The sequence below is a fragment of the Pseudarthrobacter sp. J1763 genome, from assembly GCF_050490295.1.
Classification (GTDB): domain Bacteria; phylum Actinomycetota; class Actinomycetes; order Actinomycetales; family Micrococcaceae; genus JBNPEO01.
In genome coordinates, this window is sequence record NZ_JBNPEN010000003.1 from 19666 (window position 1) to 40262 (window position 20597).

The following is a 20597-nucleotide window of genomic DNA, read 5'->3' on the forward strand; positions in this document are numbered from 1 at the left end:
AGGATGACCGTTGCAGTGCCATTTCTGCCAATCAGAACTGGCTGGTCTGCCTGACCGACTTTCTATCCACATCGGAGCCCCTACTACATGACCATCACCTCTACCGAGAAGTCCGGTACCCCCGTAGTCGCAATTAACGACATCGGTACCGCTGAAGACTTCCTCGCAGCTGTCGACGCCACCATCAAGTACTTCAACGACGGAGATCTCGTTGAAGGTACCGTTGTTAAGGTTGACCGCGACGAAGTTCTGCTCGACATCGGTTACAAGACCGAAGGTGTCATCCCCTCCCGTGAGCTTTCCATCAAGCACGATGTTGATCCCGGAGACGTTGTTTCCGTTGGCGATCAGGTTGAAGCTTTGGTTCTCACCAAGGAAGACAAAGAAGGCCGTCTGATTCTCTCCAAGAAGCGTGCTCAGTACGAGCGTGCCTGGGGCGACATCGAGAAGGTCAAGGAAGAAGACGGCGTCGTTACCGGTACCGTCATCGAAGTTGTCAAGGGTGGTCTTATCCTCGACATCGGTCTGCGCGGCTTCTTGCCCGCTTCCCTCGTCGAGATGCGCCGTGTGCGCGACCTGGCTCCGTACATCGGTCAGCAGATCGAAGCCAAGATCATCGAACTGGACAAGAACCGCAACAACGTTGTTCTGTCCCGCCGTGCATGGCTCGAGCAGACTCAGTCCGAGGTTCGCTCCACGTTCCTCAACAAGCTGGAAAAGGGCCAGGTTCGTCCCGGCGTTGTTTCCTCCATCGTCAACTTCGGTGCATTCGTGGACCTTGGCGGCGTAGATGGTTTGGTTCACGTTTCCGAGCTGTCTTGGAAGCACATCGACCACCCGTCCGAGGTTGTCGAAGTTGGCCAGGAAGTTACTGTCGAGGTTCTCGAAGTGGATCTGGATCGCGAGCGCGTTTCCTTGTCCCTCAAGGCTACGCAGGAAGATCCGTGGCAGACCTTCGCCCGCACCCACGCCCTCGGCCAGGTTGTTCCGGGTAAGGTCACCAAGCTCGTTCCGTTCGGTGCGTTCGTTCGCGTTGAAGACGGAATCGAAGGCCTCGTGCATATCTCTGAGTTGGCAGTACGCCACGTTGAGTTGGCAGAGCAGGTTGTCTCCGTTGGTGACGAGCTGTTCGTCAAGGTTATCGACATCGACCTCGAGCGTCGCCGCATCTCCCTCTCCCTCAAGCAGGCTAACGAGGGTGTAGACGCTGAGAGCACCGAATTCGATCCTGCTCTGTACGGTATGGCCGCAGAGTACGACGAAGAAGGCAACTACAAGTACCCGGAGGGCTTCGACCCGGAGTCCAACGAGTGGCTTGAAGGCTACGAGACTCAGCGCGCAGCTTGGGAGCAGCAGTACGCTGACGCTCAGACTCGCTGGGAAGCTCACAAGAAGCAGGTTGCTCAGCACGCTGCCGACGACGCAGCAGCTGCAACAGCTGGTGAGTCCGACTCGGGCACCACGAGCTACTCCTCGGAGCCGGCCGCTTCGGAGGCAACCTCCGGTGGTACCTTGGCATCCGACGAGGCTCTCGCAGCACTGCGCGAGAAGCTGACCGGCAACTAATTGCCACCTAGCTTCGGCTAAGAAACGGGCTCCTGCTTCGGCAGGGGCCCGTTTTTCTTTTGTTTTCCGCAACCCATACAGAGAGGCAGCGATGATCCCGGAAAATTGGATGTCTGTAGCTTCGATGACCGAGGCTCCAGAAGCTGCGGCCTCGGCCGGCGCGGAGACGCCCTTATTGGCGTGACCGGAGGACATCGACCCACTCTGTTCCCTCGGGCTCAAGATCGGTGACGCCTGCGGTAAAGGATGCAAGGCGGGCCGTGGCGTCAGCAATGGCCCGGGGATCATCAGCGAGTGCAATCCGCAAGAGGGTCTCGGTGGCACCGTATGCGGTCTCGCCCATCACGTAGCCAGCGGAGCGCAGGTCATTCTGGAGCCTGCCAGCTGCGGCATGCGGAACAGCCATCGAACATATTCGTAGGCGCCGGCGCTGCACGAGGGGAGCGGCATCGAGCGCCGTGGAGACGGACTCGGAATACGCACGCACCAGTCCTCCCGCGCCCAACAATATTCCGCCAAAGTAACGGACGACGACGGCACAAAGGTCGCTGAGGTCGCTCACCCCGGGTTGGGTCTCGCGTTTGATCAATGCTTCAAGCATGGGAATTCCAGCGGTACCGGAGGGTTCGCCATCGTCGTTAGAGCGCTGGATGTCCCGGTCTGGTCCAATCACAAATGCGGAGCAGTGGTGGCGTGCGTCGTGAAATTCTTTGCGTAGCCCGGCCACCAAAGACCTGGCTGAATCTTCGTCGGGAACGCGGCGCAGCACGGTGATAAACCGGGATCGTTTGATTTCGATCTCGTGCCGGAAGCCTGGTCCGCTGGCCAACGTGGTGTACTCGGTGGCTCGGCTCTCTTGTTCTGGCACTGCCTCAGTCTAGTCTGGTGGAGTGCTACGAATCGGATTAACAGGCGGAATTGCCTCGGGTAAGTCAGCTGTCTCCCATCGATTAGCGGAGCTTGGCGCGGTAGTGGTTGACGCCGACGAGTTGGCTCGAATCGCCGTCGAACCGGGTAGTCAGGGGCTGGCAGAAGTGACGGCTGAGTTTGGTACTGGGGTGATAGCCCCAGATGGGTCATTGGACCGGAAGGCACTGGGCGCACTGATTTTTGCTGATGAGGAACGTCGAGAAAAACTCAACGCGATCATCCATCCAAAAGTTCGCGCCTTGGCTGGAGCTGCCATCGCCGCCGCGGCCCCCGAATCTGTGGTGGTTGAAGACATTCCTCTGCTGGTGGAGACCGGTCAGGCCTCACGTTTTGACCTGGTGATAGTGGTGGACGCTCCTGAGGAGACTCGAATTCAGCGCATGATCGAGCACCGGGGGATGAGTAGGGAAGAAGCGGAGTCCCGTATTGCCGCCCAAGCTAGTAGGGAAGAACGTCTTGCCGTTGCTGATGTTGTGGTGGAGAACTCAGGGACGCTTCAGGACCTTATCAACAACGTTGATGCGATCTGGCAGAACACCATCCAACCGAGAATCTGAGTTGCATGCTCTACGAACAGTGGCCGGGGTTACGCAACAACTGCGAAACCCCGGCCACTCTTTGTTCAACTGCTAGGTCAGTTACTTCACTGCCTTGAGGGCATCAACTACGCCGTAGCCGTAGTAACTGTTCAACTCGGTAGTGCCGTCGCAGGTGGCTCCGCTGTTGTTCTGAGCTGCTGAGCAAGGCGTTTTGGTGGCGTCGGCGCGGAGCTTAGCAACCATCTGCGCCGGGGTCAGCTCGGGGTGAGCTGATTTCATCAAGGCCAGCACACCGGCAACGTGCGGTGAAGCCATCGACGTTCCGCTCTTGAGGCCGTACTTACCGTTGAGTGTGGTGGACAGGATGCGTGATCCTGGAGCTGCAACGTCAATGTGCCCCAGACCGCGGTTGGAGAAGGAGGACAGCTGACCGGCCTGAGTAATTGAAGAAACCGTTACAACACCGGGCAACTGTGTAGGAATGTCCTTGCAGCCGGCGTTGATGGTCCGCTGGATGGGGGCCGGTGCGTCATTAGGGCTAGCTGAATCAGTGGTGTTGGTGTTGAAGTCGACGCCAGAGTTACCGGCCGCGGCAGCACTGACAACGCCCTTGCTGACGGAGTAGTTCACTGCGCGGGACACAGCATCACGGACGGCTGCCTGATCCGGCTGGTCGTCACACCAGAACTCGAATGGGTCAATGTAGTAGCTGTTGTTGGTAACGTCCATACCGCGCTGGCCAGCCCACATAAAGCCACAAATGGCGTATTCGGGGTAGATGTAACCGTCGTCGTTCACAACCTTGACGGAAGCCATACGTACGTTGGGTGCCACGCCTACAATTCCGACGCCGTTACGAACCCCAGCGATAGTCCCGGCAACGTGAGTGCCATGGTCACTTGTGGTGGGGTACCAGCCGCCGGCTGCCTGAGAGGGGCGGCCGCCCTGGGTGCAGTTGACGGAGTCGGCAACTGAGATGTTCGCTGCCAAATCAACATGGGTGGGGTCGATGCCAGAGTCCAAAACACCGACTAATACACTGCGGCTACCATCGGTGATGGCGTGAGCTTTGTCGGCATTGATCTGCGCCATGTCCCATTGCTGAGATTCTTGGGAATCTGCGGGGCCGGCCGGTACCAATGTGGTGGGTTCGTCGCCGTTGACTGGTTTGTTTTTGCCCTTGTTCCAGCCCGATGCGCCTGGGCCCCACGGCAGCTGCACGCCGGTAATTTTGTCACCCACCTCTGCTGTGCGGGTTGCGCCGACTGAGAGAATGCTTGTTTTGCCTACGGTCTTGACGTTCTCACGGAAGGCCGCACGGTCTGACTGTGCAATGACCACACCAATCGCTGGCCAGCTTTGGACCACAACACCGCCAGAGGCTGTAACGGCCAGTTCAACTTTGCGGGTCTGTCCGGGGTTCGCTTGGGCGGCGTTGACCACATAACTCATCACTGTGCCATCGGGTGGGTTGATGGGTACTGGCGTTGAACTTGGTGCTTCAGCGGCTTGGGCTGTGAAACCAGAGCCGGCCACGACTAGTCCTAGGGTGGCGGCTGCGAGTGCCATCCGACGCGCGGGGAAACGCATTTTTGTTAACCTCACGGTGAGGTCCTTTCTCAGGGGGACGTCGGCTGGCGGCCGGCGCGGGCGAGTGCCTGTTTATGTTTCTACTACCCCCTCACAGGCTTTACAAGGGGAACTGAAAGAATTGTTTCAAATATCAGATATGTGATATGGCGCACTTCCTCGAGGTAATTCGTGAGGGCTGGATGAATTCCGAAGGCAACGATGACTGACATTGGGTGTCAGTAGCTAGCTGTAGATTAGAGTCATGAGTCTCGCGCAAAAGATCGATCGTGTTGTAGCTCCTTTTGAAGTGGTCAGCGAGTACAAACCTGCCGGGGATCAACCCACCGCTATCAAGGAACTGACCGAACGCGTCACCAACGGTGAAAAAGACGTCGTCCTGATGGGGGCCACCGGTACTGGTAAAAGCGCCACCACAGCTTGGCTGATTGAGAAACTGCAGCGCCCCACCTTGGTGATGGTGCAAAACAAAACGCTCGCAGCGCAGCTCGCCAACGAATTCAGAGAACTCCTGCCCAACAACGCAGTTGAGTACTTCGTCTCCTACTACGACTATTACCAGCCGGAGGCATACGTCCCTCAAACTGACACCTTCATTGAGAAGGACTCTTCAGTCAATGAGGAAGTGGAGCGCTTGAGGCACTCTGCCACCAACGCGCTTCTGACTCGACGAGACGTTGTGGTGGTGGCAACAGTTTCCTGCATTTACGGTTTGGGAACTCCGGAAGAGTACATCGCAGGAATGGTGACGCTACGGCGCGGTGCCGAGATGAACCGCGATGACCTACTGCGCAAATTCGTCTCCATGCAATATGCGCGCAATGACATCGACTTTCACCGTGGTACGTTTCGGGTCCGCGGAGACACTGTTGAGATTATCCCTATGTATGAAGAGCTTGCTCTTCGGATTGAGTTCTTCGGTGATGAGATCGAAAACATCTACACCCTTCATCCGGTGACGGGAGAAGTGGTGCGGGAAGAAACCGAGATGTATGTTTTCCCGGCCTCCCACTATGTAGCCGGTCCCGAGCGAATGGCTCGTGCCATCAAAGCCATCGAAGACGAACTTGCCGCCCGGCTAGAGGTCCTCGAAGGGCAAAACAAACTAGTGGAGGCGCAGCGTCTACGGATGCGCACCACCTATGACCTCGAGATGATGCAGCAGATGGGTTTCTGCAACGGCATTGAAAACTACTCCCGGCACATTGATGGCCGCGCCGGTGGAACAGCTCCACACTGTTTGATCGACTACTTCCCGGACGACTTTTTGCTGGTAATCGACGAGTCCCACGTAACCGTTCCGCAGATCGGGGCTATGTATGAGGGCGATATGTCCCGCAAGCGCACCCTGGTAGACCATGGTTTCCGTTTGCCTTCAGCCATGGACAACCGTCCGCTGAAGTGGGACGAGTTCCAAGACAGGATTGGCCAGACGGTCTACCTTTCCGCAACGCCCGGCAAATTTGAACTTGGCAAGGCCGACGGCGTGGTGCAGCAAATTATCCGACCCACCGGCCTGATTGACCCAGAAGTTATTGTGAAACCCACCAAGGGTCAAATTGACGACCTCCTGGGCGAGATTCGCGAACGTGTGGAGAAAGATGAGCGTGTCCTCGTCACCACGCTGACCAAACGAATGGCCGAGGACCTCACTGAGTACCTCTTGGGTCACGGAATCAAAGTGCAGTACTTGCATTCAGACGTTGATACGTTGCGCCGGGTAGAGCTCTTGCGTGAACTGCGTATGGGTCTCTTTGATGTGTTGGTGGGCATTAACCTGCTCCGTGAAGGCCTGGACTTGCCGGAAGTATCATTGGTGAGCATCTTGGACGCGGACAAGGAAGGCTTCCTGCGTTCAGCCACCTCACTGATTCAGACCATTGGACGTGCCGCCCGTAACGTCTCGGGTGAAGTTCACATGTATGCGGACCGGATTACCGATTCCATGGCAAAAGCCATTGATGAGACCAACCGTCGCCGTGAAATTCAGGTCAAGTACAACAAAGATCACGGTGTTGACCCGCAGCCGCTGCGCAAAAAAATTGCGGACATTACGGACCAGTTGGCTCGTGAAGATGAAGATACGCGCGAACTACTCGCAGCCACGGCAAAAGGCGGCAAGAAGGGTAAGGGCAAGGGCGCAGCTACTGTTCGCAAGGACGGCTTGGCGGCTGCCCCGGCTGAAGATCTTGTGGCATTGATCGAGCAGATGACGGAACAAATGCACGCTGCCGCTGGCGAATTGCAGTTTGAACTCGCCGCCCGCATTCGTGACGAGGTGGGTGACCTCAAGCGTGAACTGCGCCAGATGCAGTCTGCCGGTCACGCTTAGGCTAAAATAGACAGCACGTAGGGGAGTATCCCAAGCGCTGTGATCGTCAGCACGCGTGGCATCGATGCCACGCCGGGCACAGCGGGTCGACCATTTCGAGTGTTCCACTTGGATTTTTGTTGATCGGAGAGACTTACACCGTTGAGCCGTACCCTGCGAAAGGTTTTTACGTGCCCGAATTACCTCTTTGGTTCGAAGTTGGCTCGTTTGTAGTCCTCGGACTTATCCTCATCATCGACTTACTCTTGGTGGTCAAGCGCCCCCACGAACCGAGCATGAAAGAAGCCGGCCTGTGGGTTGCCTTCTACATTGCCTTGGCCTTGGTCTTCGCCCTGTTAATGTTCATCTTTGCAGGACACGAATACGGCGGGCAGTTTGTTGCCGGCTGGGTCACCGAATACAGCCTCAGTATCGATAATCTGTTTGTGTTTATCATCATCATGGCTAGGTTCTCCGTACCACGGAAGTACCAACAAGAAGTCCTGATGGTGGGCATCATTATCGCTCTGATCCTGCGCGGAATCTTTATTCTTCTTGGCGCCATTGTGATCGAACAATTCAGCTGGATTTTCTTCATCTTCGGAGCGTTCTTACTGTGGACTGCCTACAAGCAGGCAGTTGACAGTGGTGGAGATGAAGAAGAGGGTAGCGAAAACCCGCTCATTGCACGCTTGCGCAAAGTTCTTCCCATGCACAGCGAGTTCGACGGCGGTAAGATCCGCACAGTGGTGGACGGCAAGAAGCTCTTCACCCCGATGCTGATTGTTTTTGTCACCATTGGCCTAACGGATCTGCTGTTCGCTGTGGATTCAATCCCGGCCATCTTTGGCCTGACCCAGAGCCCCTTTATTGTGTTCACTGCAAACCTGTTCGCACTGATGGGCCTGCGTCAGCTGTACTTCTTGCTGGGTGGTTTGATGAACCGTCTGGTTTACCTCAAGCATGCGCTTTCGGTAATCCTGGCGTTTATCGGTTTCAAACTCATTTTCCACGCAATGCATGTCAACGAGTTGCCGTTTATCAACGGTGGCAAGCACATTGAGTGGGCTCCTGAGATCCCCACCTTTGTGTCCTTGGCAGTCATTGTGGGCACCATTGTGATCGCTGTGATTGCGAGCTTGCTCAGCCCCCAGGCGCGCCAGGCAAAGCTTGACGCACGCTTGGAAGCTGACTCTCTCAAGAGTCGTAGCGACTCCGAGTAGACAGCACCGGACTACCCTCTGGCCCGCTCCCTATCCGAAGTATTCAGGTAGGGGAGTGGGCCAGAGTTGTTTTTGCTCTACGGCTGTTCCCGAGTCATGGCTAGGAGCCTACGGAAGATACCTTCGCCGTCGTCGGCAATACCATCGTGGTGGAATTCGTCGGTGACCCACGTTTGCAATCCTTGAACCGCGGACGCAGTTACTAAGGACAAGTTCTTGTCCACGTAGATGTCATCCTCGTAGACGGCTGCAGCCACTGGAACAGTGTTTTTGGCGAGCTGATCCGTGTTGTACAGCGCTGGCCAGTCGTTGACTTGGGCAATAGCCTGAGCCACGTCGGCTAGCGGCACCAGAGCAGGATCCTGTTCGAAGTACCAGGGGTACACCATTTCACCCGTGAAGAGTGGATCTGCGGCGTCCGGACGGAACTGTGGAAACTCATTGAGCACCCGCCACGCGGCCCAATTCGTGGCGCTGCCTTGGCCGTAAATAGACTCGTGCATCAGTGCGTAGAGCGGGTTCGCTGCGCGGCTGACTTGGGCTGACACCTGACTCAAGAAATTGTCAGACAGCCGCACGCCGGCAGCTGTGGCAATGAATGCATCTTCAAGGACGTAGTGGAGCGCGTCCACACGAGTATTTCCGCCCAAGAAGGAGCCAAGCATCTGGAATCGCTCCGGGGTGAGCCGCTCACCGGTAGGCAGGAACTCTTCAACGTTTTCCAAATGCCTTGCAATCTTGGTGGTAAGTTCCCGATCTTCGGGATACCAGCCGAAGTACTCTTTGTTGCGTGCTTCCACGCGAGCGAAGGTTGCCCGGTAGACGTCGTCGGCCGGTCCCGTCAGCGGGGCCAATCCACCGGTCAGTAGCGCGGCTTTAAGCCCTTCCGGTGCGAAGGAAAGGTAACTGAGCGCGCAGAAGCCACCATAGCTTTGACCGTAAATTGTCCAGGGCGCCGAGCCAAGTGTCCTACGGATTAATTCAGCGTCGGCCACGATTGAATCTGCCCGGAAGTGACGCAAGTACGCCACCTGTTCGTCCAGCGCGCCCAGTGCAGCCAACGACTTCGCTTCGATTGGCGAGGACAAACCCGTTCCGCGTTGATCGAGCATCAAAATCCTGAACGACTTTGAGGCTTCCTTAGCCCAACCGCCTAGTGAGTTCCAGCGGTTGCCACGCCCACCTGGGCCACCCTGAAGGTACAGCAGCCAAGGAAGCTCTTGGATGTGAGCCTCACTAATTTTGGCGGAACTGTATTCACGGGCAAAGACCGTAATTGATCCGGCCGCAGGATTACCATGATCGAGTGGCAGCTCAAAGTAGTGTTCGGCGCTGCGCAGGCCACGGAACTCGTGCCTAGCTTTGACGTGGTGCTTTACGTTTGTGCTGGCGCTCATGCTTGGCCACCCACGGCTTGGAGTGCTGAGCCGCTGAGGCGGAACGTGGACCAACCGTCCATCGGGTTGGCCCCAAGGCTGCGGTAGAAATTGATGGACGGTTCGTTCCAGTCCAGAACGCTCCATTCCACGCGAGCGTAGCCACGGTCTACGGCGATGCTCGCGAGGTTCTGCAAAAGCGCTTTTCCGTGACCCTCACCGCGGGCCTCGGGTTGGACGTACAAGTCTTCAAGATAGATACCGTGCACCCCCTCCCACGTGGAGTAATTCAGGAACCAGAGCGCAAATCCGCGGACCTGGCCCTCGGCGTTTTCTGCCACATGCGCAAACGCTGCTGGTGCTTTCCCAAAAAGCACCTTGTGTAATGACTCTTCGGTGTTTTTGACCGCTTCGGGTTCCTTCTCATAAAGGGCGAGGTCATGAATCATTTGCAGGATCAAGGGGACATCTGACGGCTGTGCCGGGCGGATCACACTCATGATTCCGAGCTTACTAGGCAACTCTCACTGCGACGGTCGGGTGGTGCTAGAGCCGGTTCACGTCTACAACCCGAACTACTGCCGAGCCAGCCTCGTTTGAAGCGTCGAGGTCAACCTCTGCCGAAATGCCCCAGTCGTGGTTATCCGCGGGGTCCGCGAAAATCTGCCGTACCTTCCACACCCCAGGTTCCTCGGTGATCATCAGAAGTGCCGGACCTCGTGCATCCGCGCCAGTGCTGATGTCATTGTGCTCTTCAAAGTACGCGTCAAGGACGTCTTCCCAAGCTTCAGCATCCCAACCAGAAGCACCGTCCAACTCACCCAGCGCTGCAGAGTCCTCGTCAGCAAAAAGCTCCACCCTACGGAACATCTCGTTGCGCACCATCACCCGGAACGCTCGAGTGTTGGACGTCAGTGCCGGCGGTGCTGCTGGCGGCGCATCGGAAGCGCCCGGAGCCACACCGGAAGTTAGTTCTTCCCATTCATCCAGAAGGCTTGAATCAACCTGCCGGACCAGCTCGCCCAGCCACACAATCAGATCTTCAAGATCCTCGCGCAAAGCGTCCTGCGGCACCGTCTGGTTCAGAGCCTTGTAGGCGTCGGAAAGATAGCGCAGAACAATGCCCTCTGAACGGGCCAAAGAATAGAACTGAACGAATTCACCGAAGTTCATGGCACGTTCATACATGTCGCGGACTACGGATTTTGGTGCCAACTCAAAGTCACCGATCCACGGTGCCGCGCCACGATACGTCTCAAACGCCTGACCCAATAGTTCGGCGAGCGGCATGGGGTACGTGACCTCTTCAAGCATGGCCATCCGCTGGTCATATTCGATGCCATCAGCTTTCATTGCGGCCACAGCGTCGCCACGAGCCTTTTTCTGCTGAGCTGTGAGAATCTGCCGGGGCTTCTCAAGAGTGGACTCAATCACCGAAACGACGTCTAAGGCATACGACGGCGACTCCGGATCCAAGAGTTCCAAGGCAGCTAGAGCAAAGGGGGAGAGCGGCTGGTTAAGAGCAAAGTTCGCTTGCAAATGCACAGTGAGACGAACCGTTCTGCCGTCTGCTTTTTGCTCTTCGGGTGGAATGCGTTCCACCACGCCGGCTGCCAAAAGCTCACGGTAGATCCCCAGCGCACGCTTCATCAACCGCAATTGAGACGGGCGGGACTCATGGTTCTCGCTCAATAAACGGCGAGTGGCGGCAAAAGGATCACCAGGACGCTCCAACAGGTTCAACAGCATCGAGTGTGTGACCTGAAAACTGGACTGCAAGGGTTCAGGAACTGACTCCACCATCCGGTTAAACGTAGGCTCACCCCACGTGACAAAACCCTCACGTGGTTTCTTTTTCACCACTTGGCGCAGTTTCTTTTGATCGTCGCCAAATTTGGCTGTGGCCTTTGCCATGGCACGGGTATTTTCGATCACATGATCCGGGGCTTGAACCACCACGGTCCCGGCGGTGTCATAGCCAGCCCGGCCCGCACGTCCGGCGATCTGATGGAATTCGCGAGCATTCAGAGTCCGGGTCCGTACGCCGTCGTACTTGCTCAGTGCCGTGAGCAACACCGTGCGAATTGGAACGTTAATGCCCACGCCCAGTGTGTCAGTGCCACAAATAACCTTGAGCAGTCCGGCCTGAGCCAACTGCTCTACCAAGCGCCGGTACTTAGGCAGCATCCCAGCATGGTGCACACCAATGCCATGGCGGACTAGACGATTGAGAGTTTTACCAAAGCCAGCAGCAAAGCGGAACCCCGCAATAAGCTCGGCGATTTTGTCCTTCTCTTCGCGCGAGCACATGTTGATACTCATAAGGCTCTGGGCCCGGTCAATGGCTTCAAGTTGGCTGAAGTGCACCACATAAACCGGTACCTGTTTGGTGGCCAGCAGGTCTTCGAGCGTCTCGTGAATGGGGGAGAGCTCGTAGTAGTAGTGCAAGGGGATGGGACGCTCGGCGGAGCTCACCGTCACCGTCGGCTGGCCAGTGAGTTCAGTAATGGATTCCTCAAAGCGGGACACATCCCCAAGCGTGGCGCTCATAAGTAGGAATTGAGCCTGCGGTAATTCGAGCAACGGCACCTGCCATGCCCAACCACGCTGGGGATCAGAATAGAAGTGAAACTCGTCCATAATCACCACACCCAGTGCGGCAGCAGCCCCTTCGCGCAAGGCGATGTTGGCAAGAATTTCTGCAGTGCAGCAAATGATCGCAGCGTCTTGGTTGACACCGGAATCACCGGTAACCATCCCAACGTTCTCGGCACCGAAGATCTCACACAGTGCAAAGAATTTTTCAGAGACGAGTGCCTTGATAGGAGCGGTGTAGTAACTACGTTGGCCCATAGCCATGGCCCGGAAGTGCGCGCCGATCGCCACGAGTGACTTTCCCGAACCGGTGGGGGTAGCAAGAATAACGTTTGCGCCGCCGGCCAGTTCCATCACGGCTTCGTCTTGGGCCGGATACAGCTCAATGCCACGGGATTCGGTCCACTCCACAAACGCCGTATAAACAGAATCGGAATCGGGCGCGGAGGGGAGTTGTTCGAGAAGTTTCATCCCCTCCAGCTTAGTGCCCGATAGTAGGCTTCAGGTGGGTGGAGGAAATTCCCCGCTAGCGAAGCAGAAGGTCAGGAGTTTTTCATGGTGGAAGTTACCTGGGATCCCACAAAGTACACCCAATTTGGTGACTACCGCGACAGACCTTTTTTCGATTTGGCGGGAAGGGTGATGACTGAATCCCCTGATGTAGTGGTGGACTTAGGTTGCGGACCCGGTAATCTCACCGCAAGTTTGGCACGGCGTTGGCCGAATGCTCGCGTGATTGGTTTGGACAGTTCAACCGCCATGCTGGAGCGGGCCCAAACACACGCTGCAAAGCATTCAAATCTCGAGTTTGTTCAAGGCGATATTGCCACGTGGCAGCCAGCACCGGAGGTCGACGTAGTGATCACAAATGCGGCGTTGCAGTGGGTGCCGGAGCATCAGAAGCTGCTCGTTGAGTGGTTACGGGCCCTTCGGCCGGGTGCATGGTTCGCGCTGCAGGTTCCTGGAAACTTCAACGCCCCATCACACGAGCTAATGCGGGAAGTCGCTGATTCGCCACGCTGGTCTGAACGGCTCGCTGGGGTTTTACGTCACGCAGATGTTGTGTCAGAACCGGCCCAGTACCTCACCATGATGCTAGACGCCGGCCTGCAGGCGGAAGCATGGGAGACAACGTACCAGCAGCTACTTCAGGGCCAAGACCCGGTTCTCGAATGGGTGCGAGGAACAGGCCTTCGTCCGGTGTTGTCCGCACTTGATGAGGCGGATGCCAAAGAATACGAGGCAGAGTACTCGGCTTTGCTGCGCGCTGCGTATCCATCCGGCGCGCACGGCACGATCTACCCGTTCCGCAGAACGTTTGCCGTAGGCCAGAAGACCGCCAACGTAGAACAGTGAGTAAGAATTCACTGCTTTCTCAACAGTTTCGTCACAAATGTGACAAGCGGTGGCAAGAAAGTGTGTTTAGAATGCACAGAGCGTAGCTACGGGGGTACTAGCCGTTTGGTAGCGATTGGCATTTACCTGCAGCGCTGACCAACTAGCTCAGGATAGGAGCCGCCAGGTGTTGATGCGCCTTTTGCTCCAGCGCCTGATCCAACGATGGCCAGCAGTGTCCGGAATCATCCTTCTGCAGACGGTGCAAACGCTTGGGGCGCTCATTTTGCCCACCATCAACGCCCAAATTATCGATCGAGGGATCGTGGGCGGAGACCGTGGGCTAATTCTGCAACTTGGTGCCTTGATGCTTGGCGTCTCTGTAGTCCAAGTGCTCGCGGCGCTGGCTGCAGGTTACCTTGGGGCCAACGTTGCGATGGGAGTAGGGCGTGAATTACGGGGAGAAGTATTTGCTCACGTTCAAAATCTGAGCGTGGCTGACTTCTCCAAGTTTGGCGTGGCCACCTTGATGACCCGTACCGGTCATGACGTCCAACAGATTCAAACTCTGGCCGTCATGATTTTTTCGCTGGTCCTTAGCGCGCCGATTACTGGAATCGGCGGAATCCTGTTGGCTATGCGGCAGGACATGCCGCTCTCGGCCGTCATTCTGGTGATTGTGCCAGCTCTGATCATCATTATGACTCTCGTTGTCAGACGGTTAGTGCCGCTTTACCGCGAAGGCCAAGTGCTCCTGGACGGGGTTAATGCCATGATCCGCGAACAAATTATGGGTACGAGTGTTATCCGAGCCTTTGTTCGGCAGGACTTTGAGATCCAGCGCTTTACAAAGGCCAACGTTGCCCTGACCCGCAATAGCCTCAGCTCAGCGCAATGGATTGCCTTTATGATTCCGGCAATTATGGTGGTGGTAAACCTTGGTTCGGTAGCCGTTATTTGGTTCGGTGCCCAGCGGATTGCCGACGGTCAAATGGAGCTTGGGGCCCTCACAGCGTTTATCAGCTACATCATGCAGATTCTTGTGGCGATTATGTCCGTGATGTTTGTTTTATCCTGGGCGCCACGGGCAGCTGCAAGCGCCGAACGCATCAGCCAAGTACTCAACACCCAACCCAGTATCCTTGACCCGCAGCAGCCCCAATTATTCTCGTCTCGTGGTCCCCAAGACCTAGAGTTTGTCTCCGTTGGCGTCCGCTTCGAAGGAGCCCAAGACCAGGTCCTCAGCAATATCAGTTTCACCGCAAAACCGGGCACCACTACGGCGATCCTAGGCGCCACGGGCAGCGGAAAATCTCTTCTTCTTCAGCTCATTCCTCGGCTACTAGACCCAAGCTCCGGGTGCGTGAAACTGGGAGGACTGCCGCTCCCACAAGTGACCCTAGCCGAGCTTCGAGATCGGATTGCTTATATACCCCAAGCCGCCGTTCTGTTTAACGGGACAATTGCGGAGAACGTTCGGGCTGGAAACACCTCGCTCAGTGATGAGCACGTCTGGGAGGCTCTGTACGCCGCTCAAGCAGCTGAATTTGTTGCCGCCATGCCAGAGCAGCTCGAAGTACGAATAAGCCAGGATGGTGCGAATCTCTCGGGTGGGCAGCGCCAACGAATTGCCTTAGCCCGAGCGTTCGCACATAGGCCCCAAGTGATCCTTTTCGACGACTCATTCTCAGCCTTAGACTCTGCTACCGAAGCCCGCATCCAAGGTTCCATGCGAAGGTATACCGCCAGCGCCGTCGTCGTAAGGGTTGCCCAAAAGGTGAGTAGCGTCCAAAACGCCGAACAGATCTTAGTGCTCGACGACGGTGCCATAGTTGCGCGAGGAACGCACCAAGAGTTGTTACTCAGCAGCGCAGATTATCGCGAGATAGCAGATTCGCAGAACGACGATCTTAGTCTTGCACCAGAGCCTGCCCAGTGACCACGCAATTGCCTCTACGTGCAGCAGCCAGAAAACTATTGCGGCGCCTGCGCCCTCATCGCCGCCTTCTACTGGGCGGAATTGGGGCAACAGTGGTGTTTGTGGTGCTCAACGTTTTGGCTCCCAAATTGCTCGGCGACGCCACTGACCTGCTGATTCCTGCAATCAGTGGGGCGCGCCTAGATGTTCCGCCCTTAGCCCGGCTATTGGCCTTAGTTACCGTTATGTACATAGCGGCCTCCGGCGCCAGCTGGCTACAAGGGTCACTGACTGCTCGCGCAGTTCAAAGGCTGATGTTTCGGCTCCGCCAAGATGTTGAAGCAAAGCTTCATCGCCTGCCGGTGAGCTATTTTCATGGTGAAAGCCGTGGCACGGTGCTGAGCAAAGCCAGCGATGACATGGACAATTTGGCTCAGACCCTCAATCAGACGCTGACTCAGATCATTCAAGCTGTGATCATGCTGGTCACTGTGCTGGCTGTAATGTTGCTCGTCTCACCCGTGCTGGCGCTGGTCACAGTGCTTTCAGTGCCACTGTCTCTAGTGGTTGCTTGGCTTTTGACCCGCCGTTCACAGAAGTACTTTGCCCAGCAATGGAGCCTCACTGCCGAGCTCAACGCACAAGTTGAGGAGGACTATTCAGCGCTGGCAGTATTGCAAAGTCACGGCATGAATAATGACAAGCTCGCAAAATTCAACCAGGCAAACAGCAACTTGGAGCGGGCCTCCGCCCAAGCCCAATTTGTGAGTGGCGCGTTGGCTCCTCTGATGCTTGTGGTGAACAACTTGGCATACATCGCCGTTGTAGTGGTGGGTGCGCTGCAGGCCTCCGTGGGGGGAATCAGCATTGGCGGCATTCAAGCCTTTATCCAGTTCGCAAGACTGTTTAATCAACCCATGGGGCAGATGAGTTCAGTGGCTGGGGTGATCCAGTCCGGGTTGACGTCTGCCAGCCGTATTTTCGAAGTTCTTGAGGCCCAGGAAATCCACCACCACAACACGCTTGAGGCCACGCCCGCACCCGTGCGTGGCCGAGTGCAATTCCACGATGTCAGCTTCGCCTTCCAGCATGATTCGCCATTGATTGAACACGTGAACTTCACAGCTGAGCCCGGTTGGACAGTGGCCATTGTTGGACCCACTGGCGCCGGCAAAACAACGCTTGTGAACCTACTGATGGGCTTTTATGAGCCGGTGAGAGGGCGAATCACGGTGGACGGCATAGACATTGCACGGATGGACCAAGATGACCTGCGTTCACACTTTGGAATGGTCCTTCAAGATGCGTGGCTGTTCGCCGGCAGTATCCGGGACAACGTGCAGTACGGCCGTCTGGACGCGAGCGAAGAAGACATGATTGAGGCCGCGCGCTCAGCTCACGTGGATCACTTCGTTCGGGCCCTGCCGGACGGATATAGCACCCTGCTGGGAGATGGCGGAGAGGGGATCAGCCGTGGGCAGCAGCAGTTGGTCACCATTGCCCGGGCTCACTTGGTGAATCCGGCGGTTCTTATTTTGGATGAGGCCACGAGTTCAGTGGACACCCGTACCGAGGTACAGATCAGGCAGGCAGCGGGTGAGTTGCAACGGCACCGAACCAGCTTCGTTATTGCCCACCGGCTAGCAACAGTTCGCGACGCAAACCTCATTCTGGTCTTGGATCATGGCAAGATCGTGGAGCAGGGAACTCACGCACAGTTGCTGGAAAATTCGCAACTATATGCCTCGCTTTACCAATCGCAGTTTTCCGGGCAGGACAGTCCCAATACCGTCAACAACGTGGAGGAACCTCGTGAGTAACGCAGCAGCTGGTATTCCCGATTTCCCCGGGTTGTGGCGTCCCAATACTCAAAGCAGTGTTCCGCTTTTTGACCAGTTGCGAAGTCACATCCTCGAATTATCCGACGCCGGCTCCTTACCACCTGGCACACGGCTTCCGGCGGTGCGCGCCCTCGCCGCTGAGATTGGCGTAGCGCCACATACTGTTGCGCGGGCGTATAAGGAACTTGAGGAGGCGGGTGTAGTGGAGACCCGCGGCAGACACGGTACAGTGCTGCGGGCAAGGGACGATCGGACAGAACGACTCCGTGCAGGGGCAACACAATTTGCGCTGCTGGCGAAGTCCAACGGCTTGAACTTTGCCGAAGCCGTGCAAATACTAGGAGGCGTATACGGTGACTAGACCGGGCGTGGAAATTCGAACAGGTTTTCGATTAGCATTAGGGCGTGCCTAATGTCTCTTCGGATAAAGCAGCCCAGTCCTTGACCGCCACAGAACTCGCCGCCGACCTGCCGCACCCTGCGGGAAAGCCGGATCTCTCACGGTTGGTTGTCAAGGGGGCGCGGGAACATAACCTGCGCAACGTTGACCTAGATTTGCCCCGTGACGCCATGATTGTCTTCACCGGCTTGTCCGGATCAGGTAAATCCTCCCTCGCGTTCGACACCATCTTCGCTGAGGGGCAGCGACGCTACGTCGAATCGCTTTCGGCCTATGCCCGCCAGTTTTTGGGCCAAGTAGACAAACCGGACGTGGACTTCATTGAAGGTCTTTCACCGGCCGTTTCTATTGACCAGAAATCCACGAGCAAAAACCCTCGTTCCACGGTGGGAACCATTACCGAAATTTATGACTACATGCGGCTTCTCTGGGCGCGTGTAGGTCGCCCACACTGCCCAGTCTGTGGCGAACCGGTTATCAAGCAAACTCCGCAACAGATTGTGGATCAGCTCCTTGAGCTTAAAGAAGGGACACGGTTCCAAGTTTTGGCACCGGTTGTTCGTGCTCGCAAGGGCGAATTTGTGGATCTCTTTAAGGAACTCACGGCCAAGGGGTATTCACGGGCCCGGGTTGATGGTGAATTGATCCAACTGTCCGAGCCACCGAAACTTGGCAAGCAGTTTAAGCACACCATCGAAGTAGTGGTGGACCGTTTGGTGGTAAAAGAAGGCATCAGTCAGCGGCTTACAGATTCGGTTGAAACTGCACTGGGCTTGGCGGAGGGCCGTGTGCTCGCTGAATTTGTTGACTTAGAGGCAGATGATCCTGATCGGGTTCGGGCATTCTCGGAGAACTTGGCGTGCCCCAACGAACATCCTCTGGCGATCGATGAGATCGAGCCGCGCTCCTTCTCCTTTAACAATCCCTTTGGCGCTTGCTCTGAGTGCAGCGGTATCGGCACCAAGCTTGAGGTTGACGAGGAACTGATTATTCCCAACCCCGGTCTATCACTGGCGGATGGCGCGGTGGCTCCTTGGTCGCTCGGGGCTGCCACACAGGAGTACTGGAACCGTCTGCTTGAAGGCTTGGCTGACGAGCTCGGCTTCTCCATGGACATTGCGTGGGAGAAGCTTCCAGCGGAAGTCCGCAAGACCGTGCTGCACGGTAAAGATCACAAAGTAGTTGTTCAATACCGCAACCGCTTTGGCCGTGAACGTAAGTACAGCACCGGGTTTGAAGGCGTAATCGAGTACGTCCACCGCAAACACGGTGAAACGGAATCGGACACAGCACGGGACCGTTACGAAGAGTACATGCGACAGATTCCTTGCCCAGCATGTGGTGGTGCCCGGTTGAACCCGGCATCTTTGTCTGTCCTGATTAACGGAAAGTCGATCGCAGAAGTTGCTGCGATGCCCATGCGTGAGTGCTCGCACTTTTTAGACACTTTGGTCCTGACCGGGCGTGAGGCGCAGATCGCCAACCAAGTACTCAAAGAAATCCAAGCACGGCTGCGTTTTTTGCTGGACGTTGGTTTGGACTACTTGAACCTCGAGCGTCCTTCCGGGACATTGTCTGGAGGCGAAGCACAGCGTATCCGGCTAGCAACCCAAATCGGTTCCGGCTTGGTTGGTGTTTTGTATGTTTTGGATGAGCCGTCTATTGGACTGCACCAGCGGGATAACCGCCGACTGATCGAAACACTCACTCGTTTGCGGGACCTCGGCAACACTTTAATTGTGGTTGAGCACGACGAAGACACCATCCATGAAGCTGACTGGGTTGTTGACATTGGACCCGGCGCTGGCGAACACGGCGGTGTGGTGGTGCACTCGGGCACTTACCAGGATCTGTTGGCCAATACGGGTTCCTTGACCGGTGATTACCTTTCCGGCCGTAAGAGTATTGAAACTCCTAAAAAGCGGCGTAAGTATGACAAAAAGCGTGAGCTCAAGGTCATTGGGGCTCGCGAGAATAACCTGAACAACGTTGACGCGGCCTTCCCCTTGGGATTGTTGACAGCCGTTACTGGTGTCAGCGGCTCGGGTAAGTCCACCTTGGTCAACGAGATTCTCTACAAGGTTCTGGCTAACAAACTCAACGGAGCCCGGCAGGTGGCTGGTCGTCACCGTTCCATTGAAGGCTTGGAGCACTTGGACAAAGTGGTTCACGTTGATCAAAGCCCCATTGGACGCACACCGCGCTCTAACCCGGCAACCTATACGGGTGTTTTTGACAACATTCGTAAGTTGTTCGCTGAAACGAACGAATCTAAAGTGCGCGGGTATTTGCCCGGCCGCTTCTCCTTCAACGTCAAGGGCGGGCGCTGCGAAGCATGTTCGGGCGATGGAACCCTCAAGATCGAAATGAACTTCCTTCCGGATGTTTATGTTCCTTGCGAGGTCTGCCACGGCGCTCGCTACAACCGCGAGACACTTGAAGTCCTTTACAAGGGCAAGTCGATTGCTGATGTGTTGAACATGCCCATCGAAGAAGGTGCTGAGTTCTTCGCCGCATTTACTCCGATTGCCCGGCACCTCAAAACGCTGGTTGATGTGGGCTTGGGTTATGTCCGCTTGGGCCAACCTGCAACCACGCTTTCTGGTGGTGAAGCACAGCGCGTGAAACTTGCGGCTGAACTTCAAAAGCGTTCGAATGGGCGCAGTATTTATGTCTTGGACGAGCCCACCACTGGCCTGCACTTTGAGGATATTCGTAAGTTGCTGCTGGTGTTGCAGGGCCTGGTTGATAAAGGCAACACGGTGATCACCATCGAGCACAATCTTGACGTCATTAAAAGTGCAGACTGGATTGTGGACTTGGGCCCGAACGGTGGCTCCGGCGGTGGCCGGATCATCGCCACCGGAACACCTGAGCAAGTTGCTAAGTCCCAGGAGAGCTTTACGGGGCACTTCTTGGCTGAAGTGCTGTCCTAAAAGTTTCAGCCGATGGTGAGCTCGTGAGAAACTAACC

General features: G+C 56.3%; 14 protein-coding genes. 9 read left to right on the forward strand and 5 right to left on the reverse strand.

Features of this window, described 5'->3' with window-relative positions; all coding sequences use genetic code 11:
* Positions 1-87: 87 nt before the first annotated feature.
* The gene (rpsA, locus tag ACQQCD_RS03675; protein WP_430267054.1) at positions 88-1566 is read left to right on the forward strand and encodes a 30S ribosomal protein S1; all 1479 of its coding nucleotides are present in this window, start codon (positions 88-90) and stop codon (positions 1564-1566) included.
* Positions 1567-1738: 172 nt separating this feature from the next.
* Here the strand turns inward: rpsA and ACQQCD_RS03680 are convergent, their stop codons facing one another.
* A complete protein-coding gene (locus tag ACQQCD_RS03680) occupies positions 1739-2434 on the reverse strand; it encodes an IMPACT family protein (RefSeq protein WP_430267055.1) in 696 nt (231 codons plus the stop codon).
* A gap of 22 nt (positions 2435-2456) precedes the next feature.
* On the opposite strand from ACQQCD_RS03680, the gene coaE reads away from it, so the two are divergent.
* Complete coding sequence (gene coaE / locus ACQQCD_RS03685) at positions 2457-3053, forward strand: dephospho-CoA kinase (protein ID WP_430267056.1); 597 nt, start codon at positions 2457-2459, stop codon at positions 3051-3053.
* A gap of 81 nt (positions 3054-3134) precedes the next feature.
* On the opposite strand, the gene ACQQCD_RS03690 is transcribed toward coaE, so the two are convergent.
* The gene (locus ACQQCD_RS03690; protein WP_430267057.1) at positions 3135-4640 is read right to left on the reverse strand and encodes a S8 family peptidase; all 1506 of its coding nucleotides are present in this window, start codon (positions 4638-4640) and stop codon (positions 3135-3137) included.
* Between the two features lie 229 nt (positions 4641-4869).
* Between ACQQCD_RS03690 and uvrB the strand changes: the two genes are divergently transcribed.
* Positions 4870-6957 (forward strand): excinuclease ABC subunit UvrB, encoded by a 2088-nt coding sequence (gene uvrB / locus ACQQCD_RS03695; RefSeq protein WP_430267058.1) that lies wholly within the window; start codon positions 4870-4872, stop codon positions 6955-6957.
* A gap of 170 nt (positions 6958-7127) precedes the next feature.
* Entirely contained in the window at positions 7128-8159 is a 1032-nt protein-coding gene (locus ACQQCD_RS03700) for a TerC family protein (RefSeq protein WP_430267059.1), read from the forward strand.
* A 77-nt stretch (positions 8160-8236) separates the two neighbouring features.
* On the opposite strand, the gene ACQQCD_RS03705 is transcribed toward ACQQCD_RS03700, so the two are convergent.
* From ACQQCD_RS03705 to ACQQCD_RS03715, 3 genes are read right to left on the reverse strand one after another with little or no spacing between them, the layout of a single operon-like run.
* The gene (locus ACQQCD_RS03705) at positions 8237-9556 is read right to left on the reverse strand and encodes an alpha/beta fold hydrolase (RefSeq protein WP_430267060.1); all 1320 of its coding nucleotides are present in this window, start codon (positions 9554-9556) and stop codon (positions 8237-8239) included.
* A complete protein-coding gene (locus ACQQCD_RS03710; RefSeq protein ID WP_430267061.1) occupies positions 9553-10035 on the reverse strand; it encodes an N-acetyltransferase family protein in 483 nt (160 codons plus the stop codon). The genes ACQQCD_RS03705 and ACQQCD_RS03710 overlap by 4 nt, the downstream gene beginning before the upstream one ends.
* A gap of 46 nt (positions 10036-10081) precedes the next feature.
* On the reverse strand, positions 10082-12601 hold the full coding sequence (locus ACQQCD_RS03715) for a DEAD/DEAH box helicase (protein ID WP_430267062.1): 2520 nt from the start codon (positions 12599-12601) through the stop codon (positions 10082-10084).
* An 84-nt stretch (positions 12602-12685) separates the two neighbouring features.
* Here ACQQCD_RS03715 and ACQQCD_RS03720 point away from each other — a divergent pair, with 84 nt between their 5' ends.
* From ACQQCD_RS03720 to uvrA, 5 genes are all read left to right on the forward strand, one after another.
* On the forward strand, positions 12686-13486 hold the full coding sequence (locus ACQQCD_RS03720) for a trans-aconitate 2-methyltransferase (RefSeq protein ID WP_430267063.1): 801 nt from the start codon (positions 12686-12688) through the stop codon (positions 13484-13486).
* A 172-nt stretch (positions 13487-13658) separates the two neighbouring features.
* Entirely contained in the window at positions 13659-15404 is a 1746-nt protein-coding gene (locus ACQQCD_RS03725) for an ABC transporter ATP-binding protein (RefSeq protein WP_430267280.1), read from the forward strand.
* The gene (locus ACQQCD_RS03730; RefSeq protein ID WP_430267064.1) at positions 15401-17203 is read left to right on the forward strand and encodes an ABC transporter ATP-binding protein; all 1803 of its coding nucleotides are present in this window, start codon (positions 15401-15403) and stop codon (positions 17201-17203) included. The genes ACQQCD_RS03725 and ACQQCD_RS03730 overlap by 4 nt, the downstream gene beginning before the upstream one ends.
* Positions 17196-17585 carry a GntR family transcriptional regulator gene (locus ACQQCD_RS03735; protein ID WP_430267065.1) on the forward strand — a complete coding sequence of 130 codons (390 nt, stop codon included), beginning with the start codon at positions 17196-17198 and terminating at the stop codon, positions 17583-17585. The genes ACQQCD_RS03730 and ACQQCD_RS03735 overlap by 8 nt, the downstream gene beginning before the upstream one ends.
* 80 nt (positions 17586-17665) lie before the next feature.
* Positions 17666-20560, forward strand: a complete 2895-nt coding sequence (uvrA, locus tag ACQQCD_RS03740) for an excinuclease ABC subunit UvrA (RefSeq protein ID WP_430267281.1) — start codon at positions 17666-17668, stop codon at positions 20558-20560.
* The last annotated feature ends 37 nt before the right edge of the window (positions 20561-20597 follow it).

Coding starts and splice junctions, on each gene's coding strand:
- rpsA (WP_430267054.1), top strand. CDS start 88: ATGACCATCACCTCTACCGAGAAGTCCGGTACCCCCGTAGTCGCAATT.
- uvrB (WP_430267058.1), top strand. CDS start 4,870: ATGAGTCTCGCGCAAAAGATCGATCGTGTTGTAGCTCCTTTTGAAGTG.
- ACQQCD_RS03705 (WP_430267060.1), bottom strand. CDS start 9,556: ATGAGCGCCAGCACAAACGTAAAGCACCACGTCAAAGCTAGGCACGAG.
- ACQQCD_RS03710 (WP_430267061.1), bottom strand. CDS start 10,035: ATGAGTGTGATCCGCCCGGCACAGCCGTCAGATGTCCCCTTGATCCTG.
- ACQQCD_RS03715 (WP_430267062.1), bottom strand. CDS start 12,601: ATGAAACTTCTCGAACAACTCCCCTCCGCGCCCGATTCCGATTCTGTT.
- ACQQCD_RS03720 (WP_430267063.1), top strand. CDS start 12,686: ATGGTGGAAGTTACCTGGGATCCCACAAAGTACACCCAATTTGGTGAC.
- ACQQCD_RS03725 (WP_430267280.1), top strand. CDS start 13,659: ATGCGCCTTTTGCTCCAGCGCCTGATCCAACGATGGCCAGCAGTGTCC.